This is a genomic window from Myroides phaeus (assembly GCF_900099675.1).
Taxonomy (GTDB): Bacteria; Bacteroidota; Bacteroidia; order Flavobacteriales; family Flavobacteriaceae; genus Flavobacterium; species Flavobacterium phaeum.
In genome coordinates this window covers 1-18581 of sequence record NZ_FNDQ01000034.1, presented here as the reverse complement: position 1 = coordinate 18581, position 18581 = coordinate 1, and the positions used below count along the sequence as shown (strand labels likewise).

The following is an 18581-nucleotide window of genomic DNA, read 5'->3' as shown; positions in this document are numbered from 1 at the left end:
CTTCGAAAACTCCATAATACGTATTAAGCTTCCTACGGTTCCGTTCAACGGGCTTTCATCTCGTGCCCTCCGGGCAAGACGAAAGCTTAGTTATTATGTGTAGTTTTTTTGTATCTTTGTCAGATGAAATTATCAGATTAGCATATTTACTTTACGCAACGTATAGGAAGAGAATAGTTTAGTATTATTCTTCGTTTCCTTATTGTCTCTTATTGTAAATTAAATATGTTAAATAATGAAAAATTTCTTCGAAAGTCCTTTTAAAGGAAAAATAATCAAAGACCACATAACTAATCCCAATATAATTTCGGGTAAATATTCTTATTATTCTGGTTATTATCACGGTCATTCATTTGACGATTGTGCTCGTTATCTGTTTCCGGACAGGAATGATGTCGATAAACTAATTATCGGTTCTTATTGTTCAATAGGGAGCGGTGCAAGTTTCATAATGGCAGGTAATCAAGGTCATAAATATGATTGGATTTCCAGTTTTCCATTTTTTTATATGTCTGAATTTGATGTTTTCAGTAAAAGCCAAGATGGATTTCAAAAAGCAGGAGATACAGTTGTTGGGAATGATGTTTGGATTGGTAGTGAAGCTATGATAATGCCAGGAGTTCAGATAGGAGATGGAGCTGTTATTGGCAGTCGTGCTTTGGTTACAAAAGATGTTGAACCTTATTCAATTGTAGGGGGAAATCCAGCCAAATTGATAAAAAAGAGATTTAGTGATGATGACATCCAAAAATTGCAGGAAATGAAATGGTGGGAATGGGATGAAGAAACCCTTTTTGAAGCAATGCCAATTCTTTGTTCAAATAAAATCGATTTGTTGTACAAGTTTTTTAGAAAAATGAAATGATAAAAAGAAGGTTCCGAAATTCGGAGCCTTTTTGTTTTAACTGCGTTTGCGGCTAAAATTACACATAACTCTCAAATATACGCAATTACATTAATTTAAGAAATTATTTGTTTATTCTTATCAACATAGATATAATACGGTATATAATAAAAAGATATAGTGCGTAATTTGTATTCTAATTTTAAATTTTAATGCGGTTTTATATAAAATATATACAAAATACGAATATGGAAATTTCGGTGTTCATAAGCTCTTTTATTATATTGATTTTTTATAAATGAACATGATAATAATCCCACCCACCCTCTTTCAAAGTTAAATTTCTATCTAACTATTTAATACTTTACACCCGGGAAATAACTCCTTGCTGTAAATAATTAAACAATAAATTCACAAAACAAAACCTCTTAAAATCGGTTTAGTTTTTAGTCGTTCATTTTACGATAGAAATTAGTGTGTTTATCCCAGTTTAAAGGAAAAGTAATTAATGTTTTAATTTATTCTTTTTGCTTGGTTTTTATTGTTCCATCAACATATTGAAAAAAGATCTTCCTCTTTTTACATCATTCTACTCGGAGTAATCGCCATATATGGTTTTCTTGTTGCAAAATTATTGCCTATTCCGCTTTATAAAAATCTATTGAGGTTTCTACTTCTTAAGAACTACAAAAATAGATATCACCTTAAAATCGTCATTATTTGTAGGAAAAACACCGCCAATTTCAAAGCCTCTTTCTTGTGTATTTCTAACTCGCAGACACTCCTAAATATATTTACCAGTCGAATCCATTTGTCAGCTTCATTTCTGTAGCGGCCAATGGATTTTTCCTTTTATAAATCGTTCGGTAGTCAATAGTTCTATTTCGCACAGAAAAGCCATAAGCGACAACTCACGAAGAATGATTAATAAAAATTGTAGAACTATTAAATATTATTTTATTATGGAAACAAATGTAAAAATTCCCCAAGCAAAAAGAACTGTTAAAACAACAGAAAAGAGCCAAGCTCAAACTACAAAGAATAATAACGACTTATTTTTTAGTACAATTATTGAACAATTGGAAAAAGTAGAAGAAAAACATTGGCAACATTTTTTAAAAGAAAATGTATCTTTTATGCCTGCTAACAGACTTTCTTTACAATCTTACACACGATTAAACCAATTTATATTGGCACTTGATATATTGATAAATAAACGTTCAAATTGCTACTATGCAACTTTTAACCAAATTACTAAATCAAAAGGTAAAGTAAAAAAAGGTTCAAAATCATTGCCGATACAATACTTTAGTTATGATATTAGACATAAAGAAACGGAAGAGCGTATTCAACTTGCTGATTTTAAGGCTTTAGATAGCACCAAACAAAAGCAATATCGAGTAAAAAGCTTTATGAAGTACTATCGTGTATTTCATACTGATAACATTGAAAATATAAATGATTGTGAGTTTCCAATTATTGCTGATGTTGAACTGATAGAACTTGATGATTGTGCCGAAAATTTTATTAATGATTTAATTGAAACCAAAAATTTATCATTACAACATTTAGTACAAGGCGAAGCGTATTATACTCCTGGAAAAGATGAAATTCATTTACCCAAACCGCAGTATTTCAAAAATAAGGGTGCATATTATTCAACTGTTTTTCATGAAATTATTCATTGGACTGGACACAAAGACCGATTAAACCGTTTAGACCAAAATTTTGAAGATGGCAGAAACAAATATGCTTTTGAAGAGTTAATTGCTGAACTGGGTTCCTTATTATTTTCGTTAGAATTTAATTATTCCGAGCAGTTTATTAACTCAATTATCTATCTAAAAAGTTGGTTAAAGCATACAGCGGAAGAGAAAAAATATCAAATTTTAGAAGAGGCTTTTAGTTATGCGAATAGAGCAATAAATTACCTTAAATCATAAACCTTTTACGCCTTTTAAAATAATAAAGGGCGTAAAAATTTGCCCCTTCGGGGCGGATTGGATTATTTAGTGAAACCTTATATTCGTACCTTAATATTTTTCTTACCCACCCACCCTATTTCAAAGTTAAATTTCTATCTACACCCTTTAATACTTTACACTCCGAAAATATTTCCTTGTTGTAAATAATTAAAGGGTACATTCACAAAAACACAACCTTTTTAAAATCAGTTTAGTTTTTTATTGCTCGCTATACGATAGAAATTAGTGTGCTTAACCCATTTGTTATTAAGTGTTTATAAAATATATGTTTTATAAACGATAATAATATATAAATATATATTTATATGTAGATATATTAATATTTAACTATACAAATATTTGTATATCAATATATTTTGATTTATTTTTGATGAAAATTAATAGATGAATTATGGCTAAGATCATTTTATTTACTCATCAGAAAGGTGGTGTTGGAAAAAGTACATTATCTTATAATGTTGCAAATTTACTTAACCAAGATGCGAAGGTTGGCTTAATTGATTGGGATTATCAAGGTACTTTACTTCAAGTAAAAGACTTAAATGACCAGTTGACGTATATTGATGTGGATCGTAAAATTAATAAAATACCGCATGAAGATTTCGATTTCATCATTATCGATACACCTCCTTACCTATTCGAAGAAATACACTCATTGGTACAACAAGCTGATTTAATTGTAATACCAACGCAAGCGAGTATTAATGATTTATTAGCTATTGATAAAACTGTACAGATTATTAAAGATAATAATGCTGTAGATCGATCTTTAATCGTTTTTAATAGAATTAAAGCTAATTCATCACTTAAAGATAGATTAAGTGAGAATTTTAATGAGTTGGATGTTCCTATTGCTAACACAGTAATCAACGATTATGATGCAATTACCAACAGTATTGTAACCAAAGGAGTTGAAGGGAAACACAAAGCAAGTAATCAACTTCAGAATTTGACAAGAGAATTAATGATTAAACTTTTAAGTAATGGCTAATAAAAAAGTAGATTTATCTGCATTAGTTAATCAGGTAAAAAAAACACAAGTAGAAACACCAGTACAAAAAGTGGTGCCGGTACAAAAACCTTCTACGTCTGAAAAAGGATTATATGTAAAAGTTCCGAGCGAAATGATTACGTTCCTTAAAAATAAAGCATCATTGATAGAAGGAATGACTGTGAAAGAATTGATTAATACTGCATTAGTAAACGTTTATGAGGAAGAATACAATGAATTCTTAAAGCGTTATCATGGAAAAGTCAAATAAAGTATATGTAGTAAACGTAAAGCTCTTAAATGGTAACTGGGTTAAATATCGTGCTGTACAAGGATCAGCTGGAGTAAAACGCCTGGTTAAGTATTTTGATGAAAACTTTACAGGAGAAAACAAATGGTTATTCTGTAATGTTTATGAAAAAGAAAGTCAGCAACAAGTAGCTAACTATTTAAACGGTAAGAACCCTACCCGACCATAAAATAAAAGAGGAGCCGAAGCCCCTCTTTCGGAAACAAAATAAATTTTGTTTTCCTTTTCGTATTTCAAATATACGATTAAATTTTATTTGGTCACTAAAATATTTATTAAATTACAGCACTTTAACGAGAGAGAAAATTACAACTTATGAATGAGGAAGAAAAAGATAATAAAGTAAAAGAAACCTTTAGCAGCAATAAGATTGCTGATAAGGTGAAAATTTCTAATGAATTTTATCGAGATCTATTTTTTCATGAAGATAATGGCAATTTCGTTGTTAAAGAATCCATGCCGATTGAGGCGAACCGTATTATAATTAATATTTTAAATACGTTACGAAACAAGCAGTTCCAATATGGAGTTTCAGATGATAGTTTCCAGTTAGATTTATTTAAGAAAACTTATTTAGAAGACGACGAATCTTATGCTAAAATAGTAATGAAATCTTCTGATATTTCCAAATCAAGAAATTTAGAGTTAACTAAAAAAGGTCTTCAATTTTTAGTTAATTACAAGCAAGAATGGCATACGGTCAAGTTTTTTAATTCTAAAGGTGAAGTAGAAAAAAAACAATTTTATGGTGGTTTAATTATTGATCCAACCATTTATAAAGGACAAGTATCTTTTTATATTAATCCTTATTGGTTTAAAAAGATAGTAGCTTTAGCCAATTATAATTACGTTCTATATTCTTTAGTCTACTCTGTAAAATCTCATAAACAGTTCCTATTTGCACTCTGGCTAAATACTCTTAGAGAAGATGGTACTAAGGTTACTTTAGAATATATGAATAGAACCTGGGGTATTAATTATAAAGATTTAAGAACGCTTAAAAAGGGCTTTTTAGATCCGATTAAAAAAGTATTAGACAAATCCTCGTCTTTCTCTTTTAATAGCTCTGTAAATGGAAATTACATAGGTATAACTAGATATCAGCTTAGATCCATTGGAAGTGGCGCAGCAGAATCTTCGAATATTGCAAGTCAGGACGATCAATTTAAATTATATAAACTTTCTTATATTAAGAAAAGACATAATCTGACTAAAAAAGAGTTAGAGCATTTGGAAAAAATATTTAATATTGATTTTGGTGCAAAGTTTCTCTTTAGCAGTGCATATAAGAATGTGGTTAAGAAATATAATACAGCAAGAAGAAAAGATAATAACAAACCTTTAATTACTGATATTCCTTTCTCAGAATTGTTAGATGATATTCAAGAAGAAGTTATTTCTATTTATTCTGTAACGAAACATGCTCAAATATCCCCTAAGGGTTATCCAATTTTTAATGCTCCTTTATAGGAGCATTTTTTATTAATATTTTCGACATTCCACTACCCATATTTAAGGATAAGCTCTAACATTTTATTCGAAATTTCAATGTATACAGTAGTTTCGATTAGAATATCTGTTTTTATATTCGACATTCCACTACCCATAATTACATAAAAACCCTTCATATATCACGATTTCTTATATAATTATTTCGAGATTCTACTACCCATTAATCCTTAATAAATTAAATATAAATAACATAGGGCATAGATTATCATTTAAGCTTGAGGTTTATATATTTTGAAATTTAGCATCTAACATAAATTTCAGTTTTTCGAGATTCCACTACCCATCATTATATAAACACACTGATATATAAAGATAACTTACATATATATTTCGACATTCCACTACCCATATGCTATTAATGTATTAGTTATCATTGCTTTATATGAGAGCATTCGTACAATTAAGCACATATTTATGCTGTTTATCCTAATATAAATTATTTATTTATCGTATCTTTATTTGAGTTAGTAAATAAAAATCGACATTCCACTACCCAAAATTCAATGAAAAATCACTATTTCCCTTTATTTCGAGATTCCACTACCCAAATTTTATGCATTTTTTCCATTTAATATTCGACATTCCACTACCCATCATACTTTTTTTAATTTTAAAGTCAATTTTTAAGGTCAATAATCGATATTCCACTACCCAAAAATCGAGATTCTACTACCCACATAAATTTATTTCGAGATTCCACTACCCAAAAATCGAGATTCCACTACCCAAGCATTCGACATTCTACTACCCATAACTTCGAGATTCCACTACCCAAAAAAGCTTAAAATAAACAGTATAAAACATTAGTAAACAATGTTTTATACCTTAAAAAAACGGTTACTTAAAATTAATATTAAAATTAATATTAAAATTAAAATAAGAAACGTTCAAAATCATATTCCCATTTTAAAAGGAATTTTTTTAATCTTTTTCCCATTATTGATAAAAAAGTCCGAAAAGGAAAGACGATATTTTCACCAGTGCCCGGCGAATTTTTGTAAATAATAGCTAATTTTATAGAATGAAACGAGTTGGTACATGCCCCATTTGCAACAAAGGAGAGCTTTTAGAGTTTGAGGATAAATTTCAATGTAATTTCGTTGAAAATAATAAGCAGTTGTGCAATTTTTTTATTTATAAATCGTACTCAAAGAAAAATATTTCTCCCGAAATGCTATTTGACTTACTTCACAATTACGAAACAAAATTTTATTCAGATTTTGTGGATGATAAAGGTGAAAAATTTGAAGCTGCATTAAAAATAGTACACGGTTATATTAATTATAAGTTTCGAAATCAAATTGTAGATAATGTTAAGTGTGTTAATTGTGATGGCGAAATTCTAAGAACAAAGCAAGGCTGGGGATGTGAAAATTATTTTAACCGTAAATGTGGAATGTTTATTTACCGTTCTTATAATGGAATTGCAATGACTGAAGATAATGTACGATTATTAGTTACTGGCAACTACACTCCTTTTTTAAATTTTACTTCAAAACAAGGTATTAATTTTCAAGCAAAACTTTTTGTAAATGACAGTACTTTTCAAGTGCAATTTGATTACTCTTTAGGAGATTGTCCGAAGTGTAGCGGTGCCGTATTGAAAATGGAGAAATTCTTTGGTTGTACTAATTATCTATCAGATTTAAGATGTGATTTTATAATTTGGCCATCAATTTTTGGCTATAATTTATCTTCTAATGATGTAGAAATATTACTTAGAGGAGATCAAACTGATGTTAAATCTTTTAGGTGGAAAGATAAGGATTTTGAGGGAAGGCTTTCATTAGATGAAAATTTTAAATGTAAAGTATTATAATAACTTACTTGTTATCATATATTTAAGAACATATATGTATAGTAATATATATAAATATACATATATAAAAGTATATACATATTTAAATATAAAGATAGCTTTATATTTAAATATTGTTTTATAATTTAGTCTTACTTTTTAAAGATGATTATGATAATTTTCAATTTTAAAGCATTAAAATATTAATGTAAAGTCTCTCCCTATTACTGTTTCAAATGCTATATTTGCATAAAATAGTATTATAATGAAAGAACTTTTAGAACAATTGAACGCAGAATTTGAAACGTTCAATTCAGATGCTCAATTACAAATGGAAAAAGAAAATAAAGCTGCTGGAACAAGAGCGAGAAAATCATCTTTAGCTTTAGAGAAACTTTTAAAAGAATTTAGAAAGTTATCTTTAGAAGAATCTAAAAAATAATAGACAAGCCGTATACATTAAGATACGGCTTTATTTTTTGATTATAATACGATATATATAAATATATACATAGAAATATATTTATATATTTCTTTTCTTTTTATCTCTGATCAAAGCATCTACCACACCTAATATTATTACTTCATCATCTTCATCAATTTTTACGCTTTTTGCGTAATCAGAATTTAAAGCTATTAAAGTACTATTGTGCTTATCATATCTTTTTAAAGTATATTCTGATGAATTAATCGACACTACAATATCATCGTTATGACACGGTTCATAATCTGTACGTAGAATGATTATATCATTCTCCTGATATTCGGGATACATCGATCGTCCTTTAACTAAATTAAGAAAAGTGCTTTCTATTTTCGATAAATAGCGTTCGTCTAAACTAATACGATCACTTAAAAAATCTTCAGCAGGTGAAGGAAAGCCTGCACGCACACCTCCTAATATTTGAACATATTTTTTTTCACCATCACTATGTATGGTTAGATTTTCCAATTCTGTTCCGAAGTACGGTGCTTTTTTAAAATTTATCATTTTACTCTAAGTATATCTTTCCAATTAGTTGTATAATTTGGACTTAAAAGATCTTGGCGCATCTTCCATGTTTTATCCAGTGCTTGTGAACCAATTTTTAATTTTTTTACTCCATATTTAAAATTAAGTTGATCCATTACCTTCATCAGCTTGCGGTGTTGTGGGTGCTCATCTTCAAATAAGTTGAATTGCTTTTCGCTTTCAGGACTTATTCCTCCAACAATAACGCCAGCTTTTTTATATCCATATCCTTTTTTGAAAATAATATCTAAACCTTTTTTAGCATACTTAATTATCTCAATTGATGAATTAGTAGGGTAGGGGATGGTTACGTTTACAGATTGGTAATATTGTGGTTTATCTGTTTGAAATCTATTGGTAAAAATAAAAACAGTAACTATTCTACAAGTAGAATGTTGGTTGCGTAATTTTTCGGCACAGGTGGTTGCAAAAGTAGCAATGCGCTCTTGTAGATAGGTTTTATCTTCATACGTTTTATCAAAAGATCTTGTCGTAGCAATATTCTTTTTTGTTTTTACATCTTCAAGTTCCATAGCAGATATGCCTTCTAATTCCTTTTTTAGTCGTAAACCAACTACAGTAAATTCCTTTCGGACATATTCATCAGGAAGATTTGTAAAATCTAATGCTTTATTTACTCCTTTTGCCTTTAATTTTTTAGCAAATTGTCTACCAATACCCCATACATCTTCAATAGCTAACCATCGCAAAGCTTTAATCCGTTTTTCTTCGGAATCTATAGCATATACACCTTCTAATTGCGGATATTTTTTAGCTATCCTATTGGCCACTTTAGTTAATGCTTTTGTGGGCGCAATTCCAATACACGTTGGAATTAAAGTGTTTTTAAGCACTTCTTTCCGTATCGCTTTTGCATACGATACTAAATCATAATTTTCAAATCCCTTGAATTGTAAAAAGCTTTCATCTATCGAATAAACTTCTAAATCAGGTGTATATTTTCTAAGGATTCGAGTTACACGGTTACTCATATCGCCATACAGAGCGTAGTTTGATGAAAATACATTTACACTATTATCCTGAAATAACTTTTTGTATTCAAAAGCGGGTGCCCCCATTGGAATACCGAGTGCTTTTGCTTCGTTAGAACGCGCCACAACACAGCCATCGTTGTTGCTTAACACAACAATTGGCTTATGCCGTAATTGAGGTTTAAACACCCTTTCACAACTCGCATAAAAATTATTACAATCGACTAAAGCATACATCCTACAAAATTATTAAATTAGTAAACGTGCTAAAGTTAAATTATTATGATGCCAAGAAACGTCGTTTGTTTAGCGTTAGATTTAGGAAATTCATTAGAACCTGAGCATATATCTAACATTGAGATTGTAGCGAAAAATTTAGAAGATTTTAATAATCGTTTTCAAACAGATTTTTATCTTTTTTATGATACGGATGGATATACTTTTGAAATCCCCGAACAATTTATAATTAATGACTTATTAAATTGGTTTGTTGAAGGTATTGGCAAATTATTAGCTTTTTCATATTCCCCAACTCGGGACAGTTATTTTGATTTAAATTCGTATTTAAATGATCGCAAAACAGAGTTAGACTTTTTACATAGTTTTGAAATGTATAACAATTATCGTCAACGTTATATTGATTATGCCCCATTAGGATTTTTAGAAGAGGACTCGTACTTTTTTATAAAAGAAAATCTTACTAATTTGATATTAGATTATTCTCGGAATTTTAGTTGATAAAAACATTTTACGGCAGTTATTTAATTACTAATAGGCGAAATATAAAATTATTTATTTTCGTTTATTTTGGTTATTTCGTTTATTTCGTTTAAATTTGTTTAAACAATTTAAAATATGGAAGCATTAGACTATATAAAAAGACCCACTAAGAAAGAACAACGAGTGGCTATTGAATCTTATTCAGCACTTTCTTCAATTTTATCACAATTGAAACAAGATGATACTGAAATAGAAATCGAAGAAACAAACGACAGAATTAAAATACCTTTTAAAGCTTTAAAACTTTTAAGTGAAATTTTAAAGTCAATGAGTGAAGGAAATCCAATATCTATTGTCCCTATTGCAACGGAAGTCACTACTCAAAAGGCAGCTGAAATATTGGGCTGTTCAAGACCACATTTAGTTAAACTTTTAGAGCAAGGTGAAATTGATTTTACAATGGTTGGAAGACATCGTCGTATTTTATTTGAAGATGTAATCAAATATAAAAACGAGATGAAGCAAAAACAGAAAAAGCATATCATTGATATTATGAACTTTGATGACGAAATAGGTTTATATGATTCATAGTGTAAGGTACAAAGCTGTTCTTGATACCAATGTAATATTTCCTATCGTGATTAGAGATTTATTATTTTGGTTTGCTCATTATGATTTATATACCCCAAAATGGAGTAAAATCATTTTTGATGAATGGAAATCTGTAATGATTCGAAAGGGAGTTGAATCTTCACAAGCAGAGAAGCGGATAAACGTAGCAAATTTGGCATTTCCCGATGCTTTAGTATTAAATTATGAAGGATTAATTGAAAATTTAAATTTACCTGATAAAGATGATAGACATGTATTAGCTGCTGCTATTAAAGTAAATGCTAATATTATTGTAACTAATAATTTGAAGGATTTTCCAGATGATTATTTAGACTCTTTTGGATTGAAGGCAGTTTGTGCAGATGATTTTCTGACGGATATCATAGATTTAAATCCAAAAATAGCCCTCCAAGCTTTTAAAGATTTGGTATTAAATCGCAAAAACCCTGCAATGGATGAATTTCAAGTATTAGAAAGTTTTAGAAAAAATGGATTAAATCAAACAGCAGATTATTTACATACTCTTTTGTAATTTAATTATACCAAAAATCGACCGTTTTATGGAACTACTTTTTAGTAGTTCTTTTTTTATTTTCATTAGTGTTATTTATCGTTATTTTTAGTAGTTTCGTATAGTAACGTTTTATAGTACTATTTTATGACAATTGGATATGCGAGGGTATCAACAAAGGATCAAAATTTACAAAATCAGATAGATTTACTCAACCAACACAAATGTGAAAAGATATTCTCAGATGTTGCTAGTGGAGTGAAAGAAGATCGTAAAGGGTTATTAGAACTTTTAGAGTTTGCTCGACCTGGTGATACTATTTTAGTATATAAAAATGATCGTATTTTTCGCTCGCTTAAAAATATGGTAGATTTGATTGAAACCTTCAATCAAAAGAAGATTCATTTCAAATCTATAACAGAACCCGAATTTGATACGCAATCAGCTAATGGTAAATTTTTACTTCAGATATTTAGCGCTGTAGCAGAGTTTGAACGTAACTTGATTAGCGAACGTACGAAACACGGTTTAGAAGGTGCAAGGAGGCGTAATAAAAATTTAGGACGACCAAAAGGAGTTTCAAAAGAAACTTTAGAAAAATACCAATTCGCAAAGCATCTTTACGATAATAAAAAACTAAGTATTGATAACGCTTGTAAACAAGCCGGTTTAAGTAAAACTACCTTTTATAGAGTGGAGAAGGGAAAATAAAAATTAAAAAGACAATTTATGACGTCTTAATCTTTTATTTTTAAAAAAATATTTTATGAAAACACTTATAGAAATAAATGGGGTAGAGATTGAAGTAACAAAAATCTACCAAATGAAAACCTATGATTCTTTAATTGAAGGAACTGCGAATAAAGAACTAAATGATGATATTTTAGAAGATATAAAACAACGTGCTAAACGTATTTTTTATCGAAGTTCTTATTATGTCATGGATCCACGAGTGAATGATGATGATGATTTTCCTCACTATTGTATTATTTTAGAATTAATGGTTTTTAATACATTTCAAGACCCTGATAAAGATTATTCTGCTTTAACAGTAATTTGTTTTCAAGATGAGTTTGCATTTCCAATAAATGAAGAAAATTTAATCCATTTGCGACAAATACCTTTTGGACTATTATGGAGGGAATATAGATTATAAATTTATTGTAGCTATAAAAATAAAAATACATAAAACATATAATGACAAATACAGCCCAAAGAGCAGAACTACAAGCTAAAATCTGGAAAATTGCCAACGAAGTACGTGGCTCAGTAGACGGATGGGATTTCAAACACTTTGTGTTAGGAACATTATTCTACCGTTTCATCAGTGAAAACTTCACCAATTACATCGAAGGCGGTGACGAAAGTGTAAACTATGCAAAATTAGCAGACGACATCATCACACCAGAAATCAAAGACGATGCTATTAGAACAAAAGGATACTTCATTTATCCAAGTCAATTGTTTTGTAATGTAGTCGATAATGCCAATACAAACTCAAACTTAAATACAGACCTAAAAGCAATATTTACAGATATTGAAAACTCAGCGAATGGGTACGAATCTGAACAAGACATCAAAGGATTATTTGCAGATTTTGATACGACAAGTACACGTTTAGGAAATACCGTAGAAGATAAAAACAAACGATTAACTGCAATCCTTAAAGGAGTTGCCGAGTTAAATTTTGGAAGTTTCGAGGAAAGTCAAATCGACTTATTTGGGGATGCGTACGAATTCTTAATTTCTAATTATGCAGCCAATGCAGGGAAATCGGGTGGTGAATTCTTTACACCTCAAAATGTATCGAAACTTATTGCGCAATTAGCGATGCACAAACAAACTACGGTGAACAAAATTTACGATCCTGCTGCTGGTTCGGGTTCTTTGTTATTACAAGCAAAAAAACATTTCGATAACCACATTATCGAAGATGGATTCTTTGGACAAGAAATCAACCATACAACGTACAACTTAGCGCGTATGAATATGTTTTTGCATAATGTCAATTACGATAAATTCAACATTCAATTAGGAGATACTTTAACGGAGCCACATTTTATCGACGATAAACCTTTCGATGCCATTGTATCTAATCCTCCGTATTCAGTTAATTGGGTAGGTTCGGATGATCCAACGTTAATTAACGACGATCGTTTTGCACCTGCAGGAGTTTTAGCACCAAAATCAAAAGCAGATTTTGCCTTTGTATTACATGCCTTAAATTATTTGTCAAGCAAAGGACGTGCAGCCATTGTATGTTTCCCTGGTATTTTCTACCGTGGTGGAGCAGAACAAAAAATCAGAAAATATTTAGTAGATAATAATTTCGTTGAAACAGTAATCAGCTTACCAGCTAATTTATTCTTCGGAACGTCAATTGGGGTAAACATTTTAGTTTTATCAAAGCATAAGTCCGAGAATACCACACAATTTATCGATGCAACTGGTGAAGACTTCTACAAAAAAGTAACCAATAACAACATGTTAGAGGATGTGCATATCGAAAAGATTATGCAGTTATTCGATTCGAAAGAAAATGTAGAACACGTTGCTTTAACGATAGACAATGCAAAAATTGCAGAAAACGATTACAACCTTTCGGTAAGTTCGTATGTTGAAGCAGTAGATACACGTGAGGTGATAGACATTGAAGTCTTAAATACCGAGCTAGCAGAAACTGTAAACAACATTACAACGTTACGTACAGCAATTGATAACCTAATTAAAGAAATCGAAGGATGAGTAAATTAGAAGAGTTATTACAAGGGGTTGATGTGGAATGGTTACCATTGGGGGCTTGTGCTGTATATGAACAACCAAATAAATATTTAGTAAAATCAAAAGATTATAATAATGAATATAATACACCAGTATTAACTGCTGGTAAAACCTTTATATTGGGTTATACTAATGAGAAAGAGGGTATTTATAAAGCATCTTTAGCACCAGTTATAATATTTGATGATTTTACAACAGCAAATAAATGGGTAGATTTTGATTTTAAAGCGAAATCATCTGCTATGAAAATTATTAAATCGAAAGATGAATCGAAAACATTGTTAAGATATATTTACTATTGGATAAATTCATTGCCAAGTGATCTAGTTGAAGGTGATCATAAAAGACAATGGATTAGTAATTTTTCTAAAAAATTAATCCCTATCCCATCAATAGAAATCCAACAAGAAATTGTTCGTGTTTTAGATGAATTAACTTCATTAACCAACCAATTAACAACCGAATTACAAACGGAACGTCAAAACCGTAAAAAACAATTCGAGTTCTTCCGTGAGCAGTTGTTTAGGTTTGAAGAAAAAGAAGTAAAGTATATTTCATTAGGGGAGCTATCTAAAATAGGTGACGGTTTGCATGGTACACCTAAATATAATGATTCAGGAAACTATTATTTTATTAATGGAAATAATTTGAATAGTGGAGAAATATTAATAACAGATAGAACAAAAAAAGTTGATGATAATACATATAATAAATATGGAATAGAGTTTTCTAAGAATAAAACAATATTTTTATCTATTAATGGTACGATTGGTAGTGTTTCATTCTATAATGATGAAAAAATAGTTTTAGGTAAATCTGTGGCTTATTTTAATATTATTTCAAATGAGCTTTTACATAAATATTTATATTACATTTTTCAACTAGATTTTTCTAAAAATTATTTTGAAAAAAATAAAACAGGTTCTACAATAAAAAATTTAGGATTAAAAGCTTTAAGATCATTTAAAATCCCAATTCTACCACTAGAAGAACAAGAACGCATTGTAAAACTCTTAGATCAATTCGATGCAACACATACAGCTATTGAAGAAGAGATTTCAAAAGAAATCAAACTAAGAACTCAACAATACGAATATTACCGAGAAAAGTTATTAAGCTTTCCTCAAAACTAAATCATTCATCCATTAACAGCTACTAGAATAACATAAGATGTACAAGACTATCGCAGAATCCAACAATTACATTGTATTGGACAAATACACCAAATTCTACGAATTAAATGAGGCTCCGACTGCTTATCAATCAGAAGCTGCCTTAGAAAAAGAATTCATCCAAGATTTAATTAATCTGGGATACGAGAATCCGACTCATCTCAAATCAACGGAAGCTATGTTAGCCAATGTGCGTACACAATTACAAGCATTGAATAATATGGTATTTACCGATAACGAATGGGCGCGTTTCCTTGTAGAATATTTAGATAAACCAAGTGATAGTTTAGTCGATAAATCGCGTAAACTTCACGATAACCACATCTACGATTTTGTATTTGATGATGGACACATTCAAAACATCTATTTAGTCGATAAAGAGAATATTACACGTAATAAAGTACAGGTTATCTCACAGGTCGAACAAACAGGTTCGCACGCCAATCGTTACGATGTAACAATTCTGGTCAACGGATTACCGATGATTCAAGTAGAGCTGAAGAAACGTGGCGTAGCCATTCGCGAAGCGTTTAATCAAGTCCATCGTTATTCAAAAGAGAGCTTTAATTCAGATAATTCGCTATTCAAATACTTGCAGTTGTTTGTAATTTCGAATGGAACAGATACACGTTATTTTGCCAATACCGTTACGCGTAACAAAAACAGTTACGATTTCACGATGAATTGGGCAAAAGCAGATAATACCTTAATCAAAGATTTAAAGGATTTTACAGCCACATTTTTTCAAAAAAACACGTTATTAAATGTCTTACTAACGTATACGGTTTTAGACATCAAAGATACATTATTGGTGATGCGACCTTATCAGATTGCAGCAACCGAACGTATTTTATGGAAAATTAAAAGTGCTTACCAAACCAAAAAATGGTCATCTTTAGAAAGTGGTGGGTACATTTGGCATACTACCGGTTCAGGGAAAACCTTAACCAGTTTCAAAGCTGCTCGTTTAGCGACTAAATTAGATTTTATCGATAAAGTATTTTTCGTGGTAGACCGTAAGGATTTAGACTTTCAGACCATGAAAGAATACCAAAAATTTTCGCCTGATAGTGTCAACGGTTCAAACAGTACAGCAGGTTTAAAACGAAATATCGAAAAAGACGACAACAAAATTATTGTTACGACCATTCAGAAGTTAAACAACTTAATGAAGGGGGATCAAGAGTTGGATATTTACAATAAACAAGTTGTTTTCATATTTGATGAAGCCCACCGTTCTCAATTTGGTGAAGCCCAAAAAAACCTAAAAAAGAAATTCAAAAAATATTACCAATTCGGATTTACAGGAACACCAATTTTCCCTGAAAATGCCTTAGGTGCAGAAACCACAGCAAGTGTTTTTGGTTCAGAATTACACGCGTATGTCATTACAGATGCCATCAGAGATGAAAAGGTTTTAAAATTCAAAGTGGATTACCACAATGTTAAACCACAATTCAAAGGGGTTGAGACAGAAATAGATGAAAAGAAATTGAATGCAGAAGATGCGAAGAAAGCCTTTCTGCATCCTGCACGTATCAGCGAAATTTCTAAATACATTTTACAAAATTACCGCATTAAAACACACCGTACAAAAGGCGGAAATAACGGTTTCAATGCGATGTTTGCCGTGAGTAGCGTAGAAGCAGCTAAACATTATTACGAAGAATTAAACCGTCAGCAAATTGACAGTGAAAAACCGTTGAAGATTGCGACGATCTTTTCTTTTGCAGCAAACGAAGAACAATCAGCAATTGGAGAAATCATAGATGAATCATTCGAGCCTTCTGCTTTAAACAGTACAGCAAAAGAATTCTTAACGAAAGCCATCAACGATTACAATAAGATGTTCAAAACAAGTTATGGTGTGGATAGCGATGAATTCCAGAATTACTACCGTGATCTTTCAGAAAGAGTAAAAAACAAAGAAATCGATTTATTAATCGTTGTCGGTATGTTTTTAACTGGATTTGACGCACCAAAATTAAATACCTTATTCGTTGATAAAAACTTACGTTACCATGGTTTAATTCAAGCATTTTCTCGTACCAATCGTATCTTAGATGCAACGAAATCTTTTGGAAATATTGTTACATTCCGCGATTTGGAACAAGCAACGATTGATGCCATCACATTATTTGGAAATAAAAACACGAAGAATGTTGTTTTAGAGAAAAGCTACAAAGAATATTTAGAAGGTTTTACCGACGCTTCAACAGGTGATGCACGTAGAGGATTTATTGAAGTAGTTAACGAATTAAATACAAAATTCCCAAATCCAGATGCAATTGAAAAGGAGAAGGATAAAAAGGAGTTTACAAAATTATTCGGTGAATACTTACGTGTTGAAAATATCTTACAAAACTATGATGAATTCACAAGTCTAAAAGCCTTACAAAGCATTGACCTAAGCGATGCGACTGCTGTAGAAGAATTCAAAGAAATGTACCATGTATCAGATGAGGATTTAGCAGTGATGCAAAAGATTCAGTTGTTACCACAACGAACAGAGCAGGATTATCGTTCGACATATAATGATATTCGTGATTGGTTAAGAAAAGAAAAAGAAGGGAAACAACCAGAAGATGGTGGAATCGATTGGGATGATGTGGTTTTTGAAGTTGATTTATTAAAATCACAAGAGATTAATTTAGATTACATCTTAGAATTGATCTTTGAGCACAATAAGAAAACAAAAGACAAAGCTGAATTAGTAGAAGAAGTAAGCCGAGTAATTCGTGCAAGTATTGGGAATAGAGGAAAAGAATCTTTAGTAGTGGATTTCATTAACGAAACAGATTTAGATACCATTCCAGATAAAGCAACGGTTATTGATTCGTTCTTTAAATATGCACAAGTCAAACAAAAAGAAGAAGCTACTGAATTAATCGTAGAGGAAAACTTAAACGAAGAAGCGACAAAACGCTACATCGAATCTTCTTTAAAACGAGAATACGCAAGTTCTAACGGTACAGAATTAAATGCCATTTTACCAAAAATGAGTCCGTTAAATCCACAATATCTTACAAAAAAGCAAACTGTTTTTCAAAAAATAAGTGCCTTTATTGATAAGTTTAAGGGGGTGGGAGGTAGATTATAATTTTATTAATTATAACTAAAATCTTAATTAAAATAGAACAGCTTTCCATTATGGAAAGCTGTTTTTTATTTACATAAACTCCAAAATCTCTTTCTTCATTTTTGTTGAAAATTTTAAATTATTTTCTTTCAAAAGATCCTTATCAATGTTTTGACCCCTATAAACCTAGAGTATTTTTAATTTTTTAAAGTGTAATGTTTTAGGCTGCTTTTTTTCTGTTTAAAATCAAGTGTTTGTCCTT

General features: G+C 30.4%; 18 protein-coding genes. 16 read left to right on the top strand and 2 right to left on the bottom strand.

All coding sequences use genetic code 11. The features are described 5' to 3' along the window. The first annotated feature begins 235 nt into the window (after window positions 1-235). The 8 genes from catB to BLT46_RS12365 all read left to right on the top strand — a co-directional run bounded on the left by catB (window position 236) and on the right by BLT46_RS12365 (window position 7882). On the top strand, window positions 236-865 hold the full coding sequence (gene catB, locus BLT46_RS12400) for a type B chloramphenicol O-acetyltransferase (RefSeq protein ID WP_014043450.1): 630 nt from the start codon (window positions 236-238) through the stop codon (window positions 863-865). A gap of 941 nt (window positions 866-1806) precedes the next feature. Further along, window positions 1807-2787 carry a zincin-like metallopeptidase domain-containing protein gene (locus BLT46_RS12395; protein ID WP_176770753.1) on the top strand — a complete coding sequence of 327 codons (981 nt, stop codon included), beginning with the start codon at window positions 1807-1809 and terminating at the stop codon, window positions 2785-2787. Between the two features lie 433 nt (window positions 2788-3220). Then, window positions 3221-3820 carry a ParA family protein gene (locus BLT46_RS12390; protein WP_090410433.1) on the top strand — a complete coding sequence of 200 codons (600 nt, stop codon included), beginning with the start codon at window positions 3221-3223 and terminating at the stop codon, window positions 3818-3820. Then, window positions 3813-4091 carry a hypothetical protein gene (locus BLT46_RS12385; RefSeq protein WP_090410432.1) on the top strand — a complete coding sequence of 93 codons (279 nt, stop codon included), beginning with the start codon at window positions 3813-3815 and terminating at the stop codon, window positions 4089-4091. Before BLT46_RS12390 ends, BLT46_RS12385 begins: the two co-directional genes overlap by 8 nt. Beyond that, entirely contained in the window at window positions 4075-4299 is a 225-nt protein-coding gene (locus BLT46_RS12380; protein WP_090410431.1) for a hypothetical protein, read from the top strand. The genes BLT46_RS12385 and BLT46_RS12380 overlap by 17 nt, the downstream gene beginning before the upstream one ends. Window positions 4300-4445: 146 nt before the next feature. Further along, window positions 4446-5600, top strand: coding sequence for a hypothetical protein (locus tag BLT46_RS12375; protein ID WP_090410430.1), 1155 nt, complete (start codon window positions 4446-4448; stop codon window positions 5598-5600). 1063 nt (window positions 5601-6663) lie between these two features. Further along, complete coding sequence (locus BLT46_RS12370; RefSeq protein WP_090410429.1) at window positions 6664-7461, top strand: topoisomerase C-terminal repeat-containing protein; 798 nt, start codon at window positions 6664-6666, stop codon at window positions 7459-7461. Window positions 7462-7705: 244 nt separating this feature from the next. Continuing rightward, window positions 7706-7882: a histone H1 gene (locus tag BLT46_RS12365; protein WP_090410428.1), complete on the top strand. Its 177-nt coding sequence runs from the start codon at window positions 7706-7708 to the stop codon at window positions 7880-7882. Window positions 7883-7963: 81 nt separating this feature from the next. Here the strand turns inward: BLT46_RS12365 and BLT46_RS12360 are convergent, their stop codons facing one another. Together BLT46_RS12360 and BLT46_RS12355 are read right to left on the bottom strand one after the other, a co-directional pair. Continuing rightward, on the bottom strand, window positions 7964-8431 hold the full coding sequence (locus tag BLT46_RS12360) for a LexA family protein (RefSeq protein WP_090410427.1): 468 nt from the start codon (window positions 8429-8431) through the stop codon (window positions 7964-7966). Then, complete coding sequence (locus tag BLT46_RS12355; RefSeq protein ID WP_090410426.1) at window positions 8428-9681, bottom strand: Y-family DNA polymerase; 1254 nt, start codon at window positions 9679-9681, stop codon at window positions 8428-8430. Before BLT46_RS12355 ends, BLT46_RS12360 begins: the two co-directional genes overlap by 4 nt. 45 nt (window positions 9682-9726) lie before the next feature. On the opposite strand from BLT46_RS12355, the gene BLT46_RS12350 reads away from it, so the two are divergent. From BLT46_RS12350 to BLT46_RS12315, 8 genes are all read left to right on the top strand, one after another. After that, window positions 9727-10182 (top strand): hypothetical protein, encoded by a 456-nt coding sequence (locus BLT46_RS12350; protein WP_090410425.1) that lies wholly within the window; start codon window positions 9727-9729, stop codon window positions 10180-10182. A 117-nt stretch (window positions 10183-10299) separates the two neighbouring features. Next, complete coding sequence (locus tag BLT46_RS12345; RefSeq protein ID WP_090410424.1) at window positions 10300-10755, top strand: helix-turn-helix domain-containing protein; 456 nt, start codon at window positions 10300-10302, stop codon at window positions 10753-10755. Further along, window positions 10745-11308 (top strand): PIN domain-containing protein, encoded by a 564-nt coding sequence (locus BLT46_RS12340; protein ID WP_090410423.1) that lies wholly within the window; start codon window positions 10745-10747, stop codon window positions 11306-11308. The genes BLT46_RS12345 and BLT46_RS12340 overlap by 11 nt, the downstream gene beginning before the upstream one ends. A gap of 126 nt (window positions 11309-11434) precedes the next feature. Next, window positions 11435-11998, top strand: coding sequence for a recombinase family protein (locus BLT46_RS12335; protein ID WP_090410422.1), 564 nt, complete (start codon window positions 11435-11437; stop codon window positions 11996-11998). Between the two features lie 55 nt (window positions 11999-12053). After that, a complete protein-coding gene (locus BLT46_RS12330; RefSeq protein ID WP_090410421.1) occupies window positions 12054-12443 on the top strand; it encodes a hypothetical protein in 390 nt (129 codons plus the stop codon). Between the two features lie 41 nt (window positions 12444-12484). After that, a complete protein-coding gene (locus BLT46_RS12325; RefSeq protein ID WP_090410420.1) occupies window positions 12485-14032 on the top strand; it encodes a type I restriction-modification system subunit M in 1548 nt (515 codons plus the stop codon). Continuing rightward, window positions 14029-15201 (top strand): restriction endonuclease subunit S, encoded by a 1173-nt coding sequence (locus BLT46_RS12320; protein WP_090410419.1) that lies wholly within the window; start codon window positions 14029-14031, stop codon window positions 15199-15201. The genes BLT46_RS12325 and BLT46_RS12320 overlap by 4 nt, the downstream gene beginning before the upstream one ends. Window positions 15202-15238: 37 nt before the next feature. Beyond that, window positions 15239-18340: a type I restriction endonuclease subunit R gene (locus BLT46_RS12315; protein WP_090410418.1), complete on the top strand. Its 3102-nt coding sequence runs from the start codon at window positions 15239-15241 to the stop codon at window positions 18338-18340. Window positions 18341-18581 lie beyond the last annotated feature (241 nt).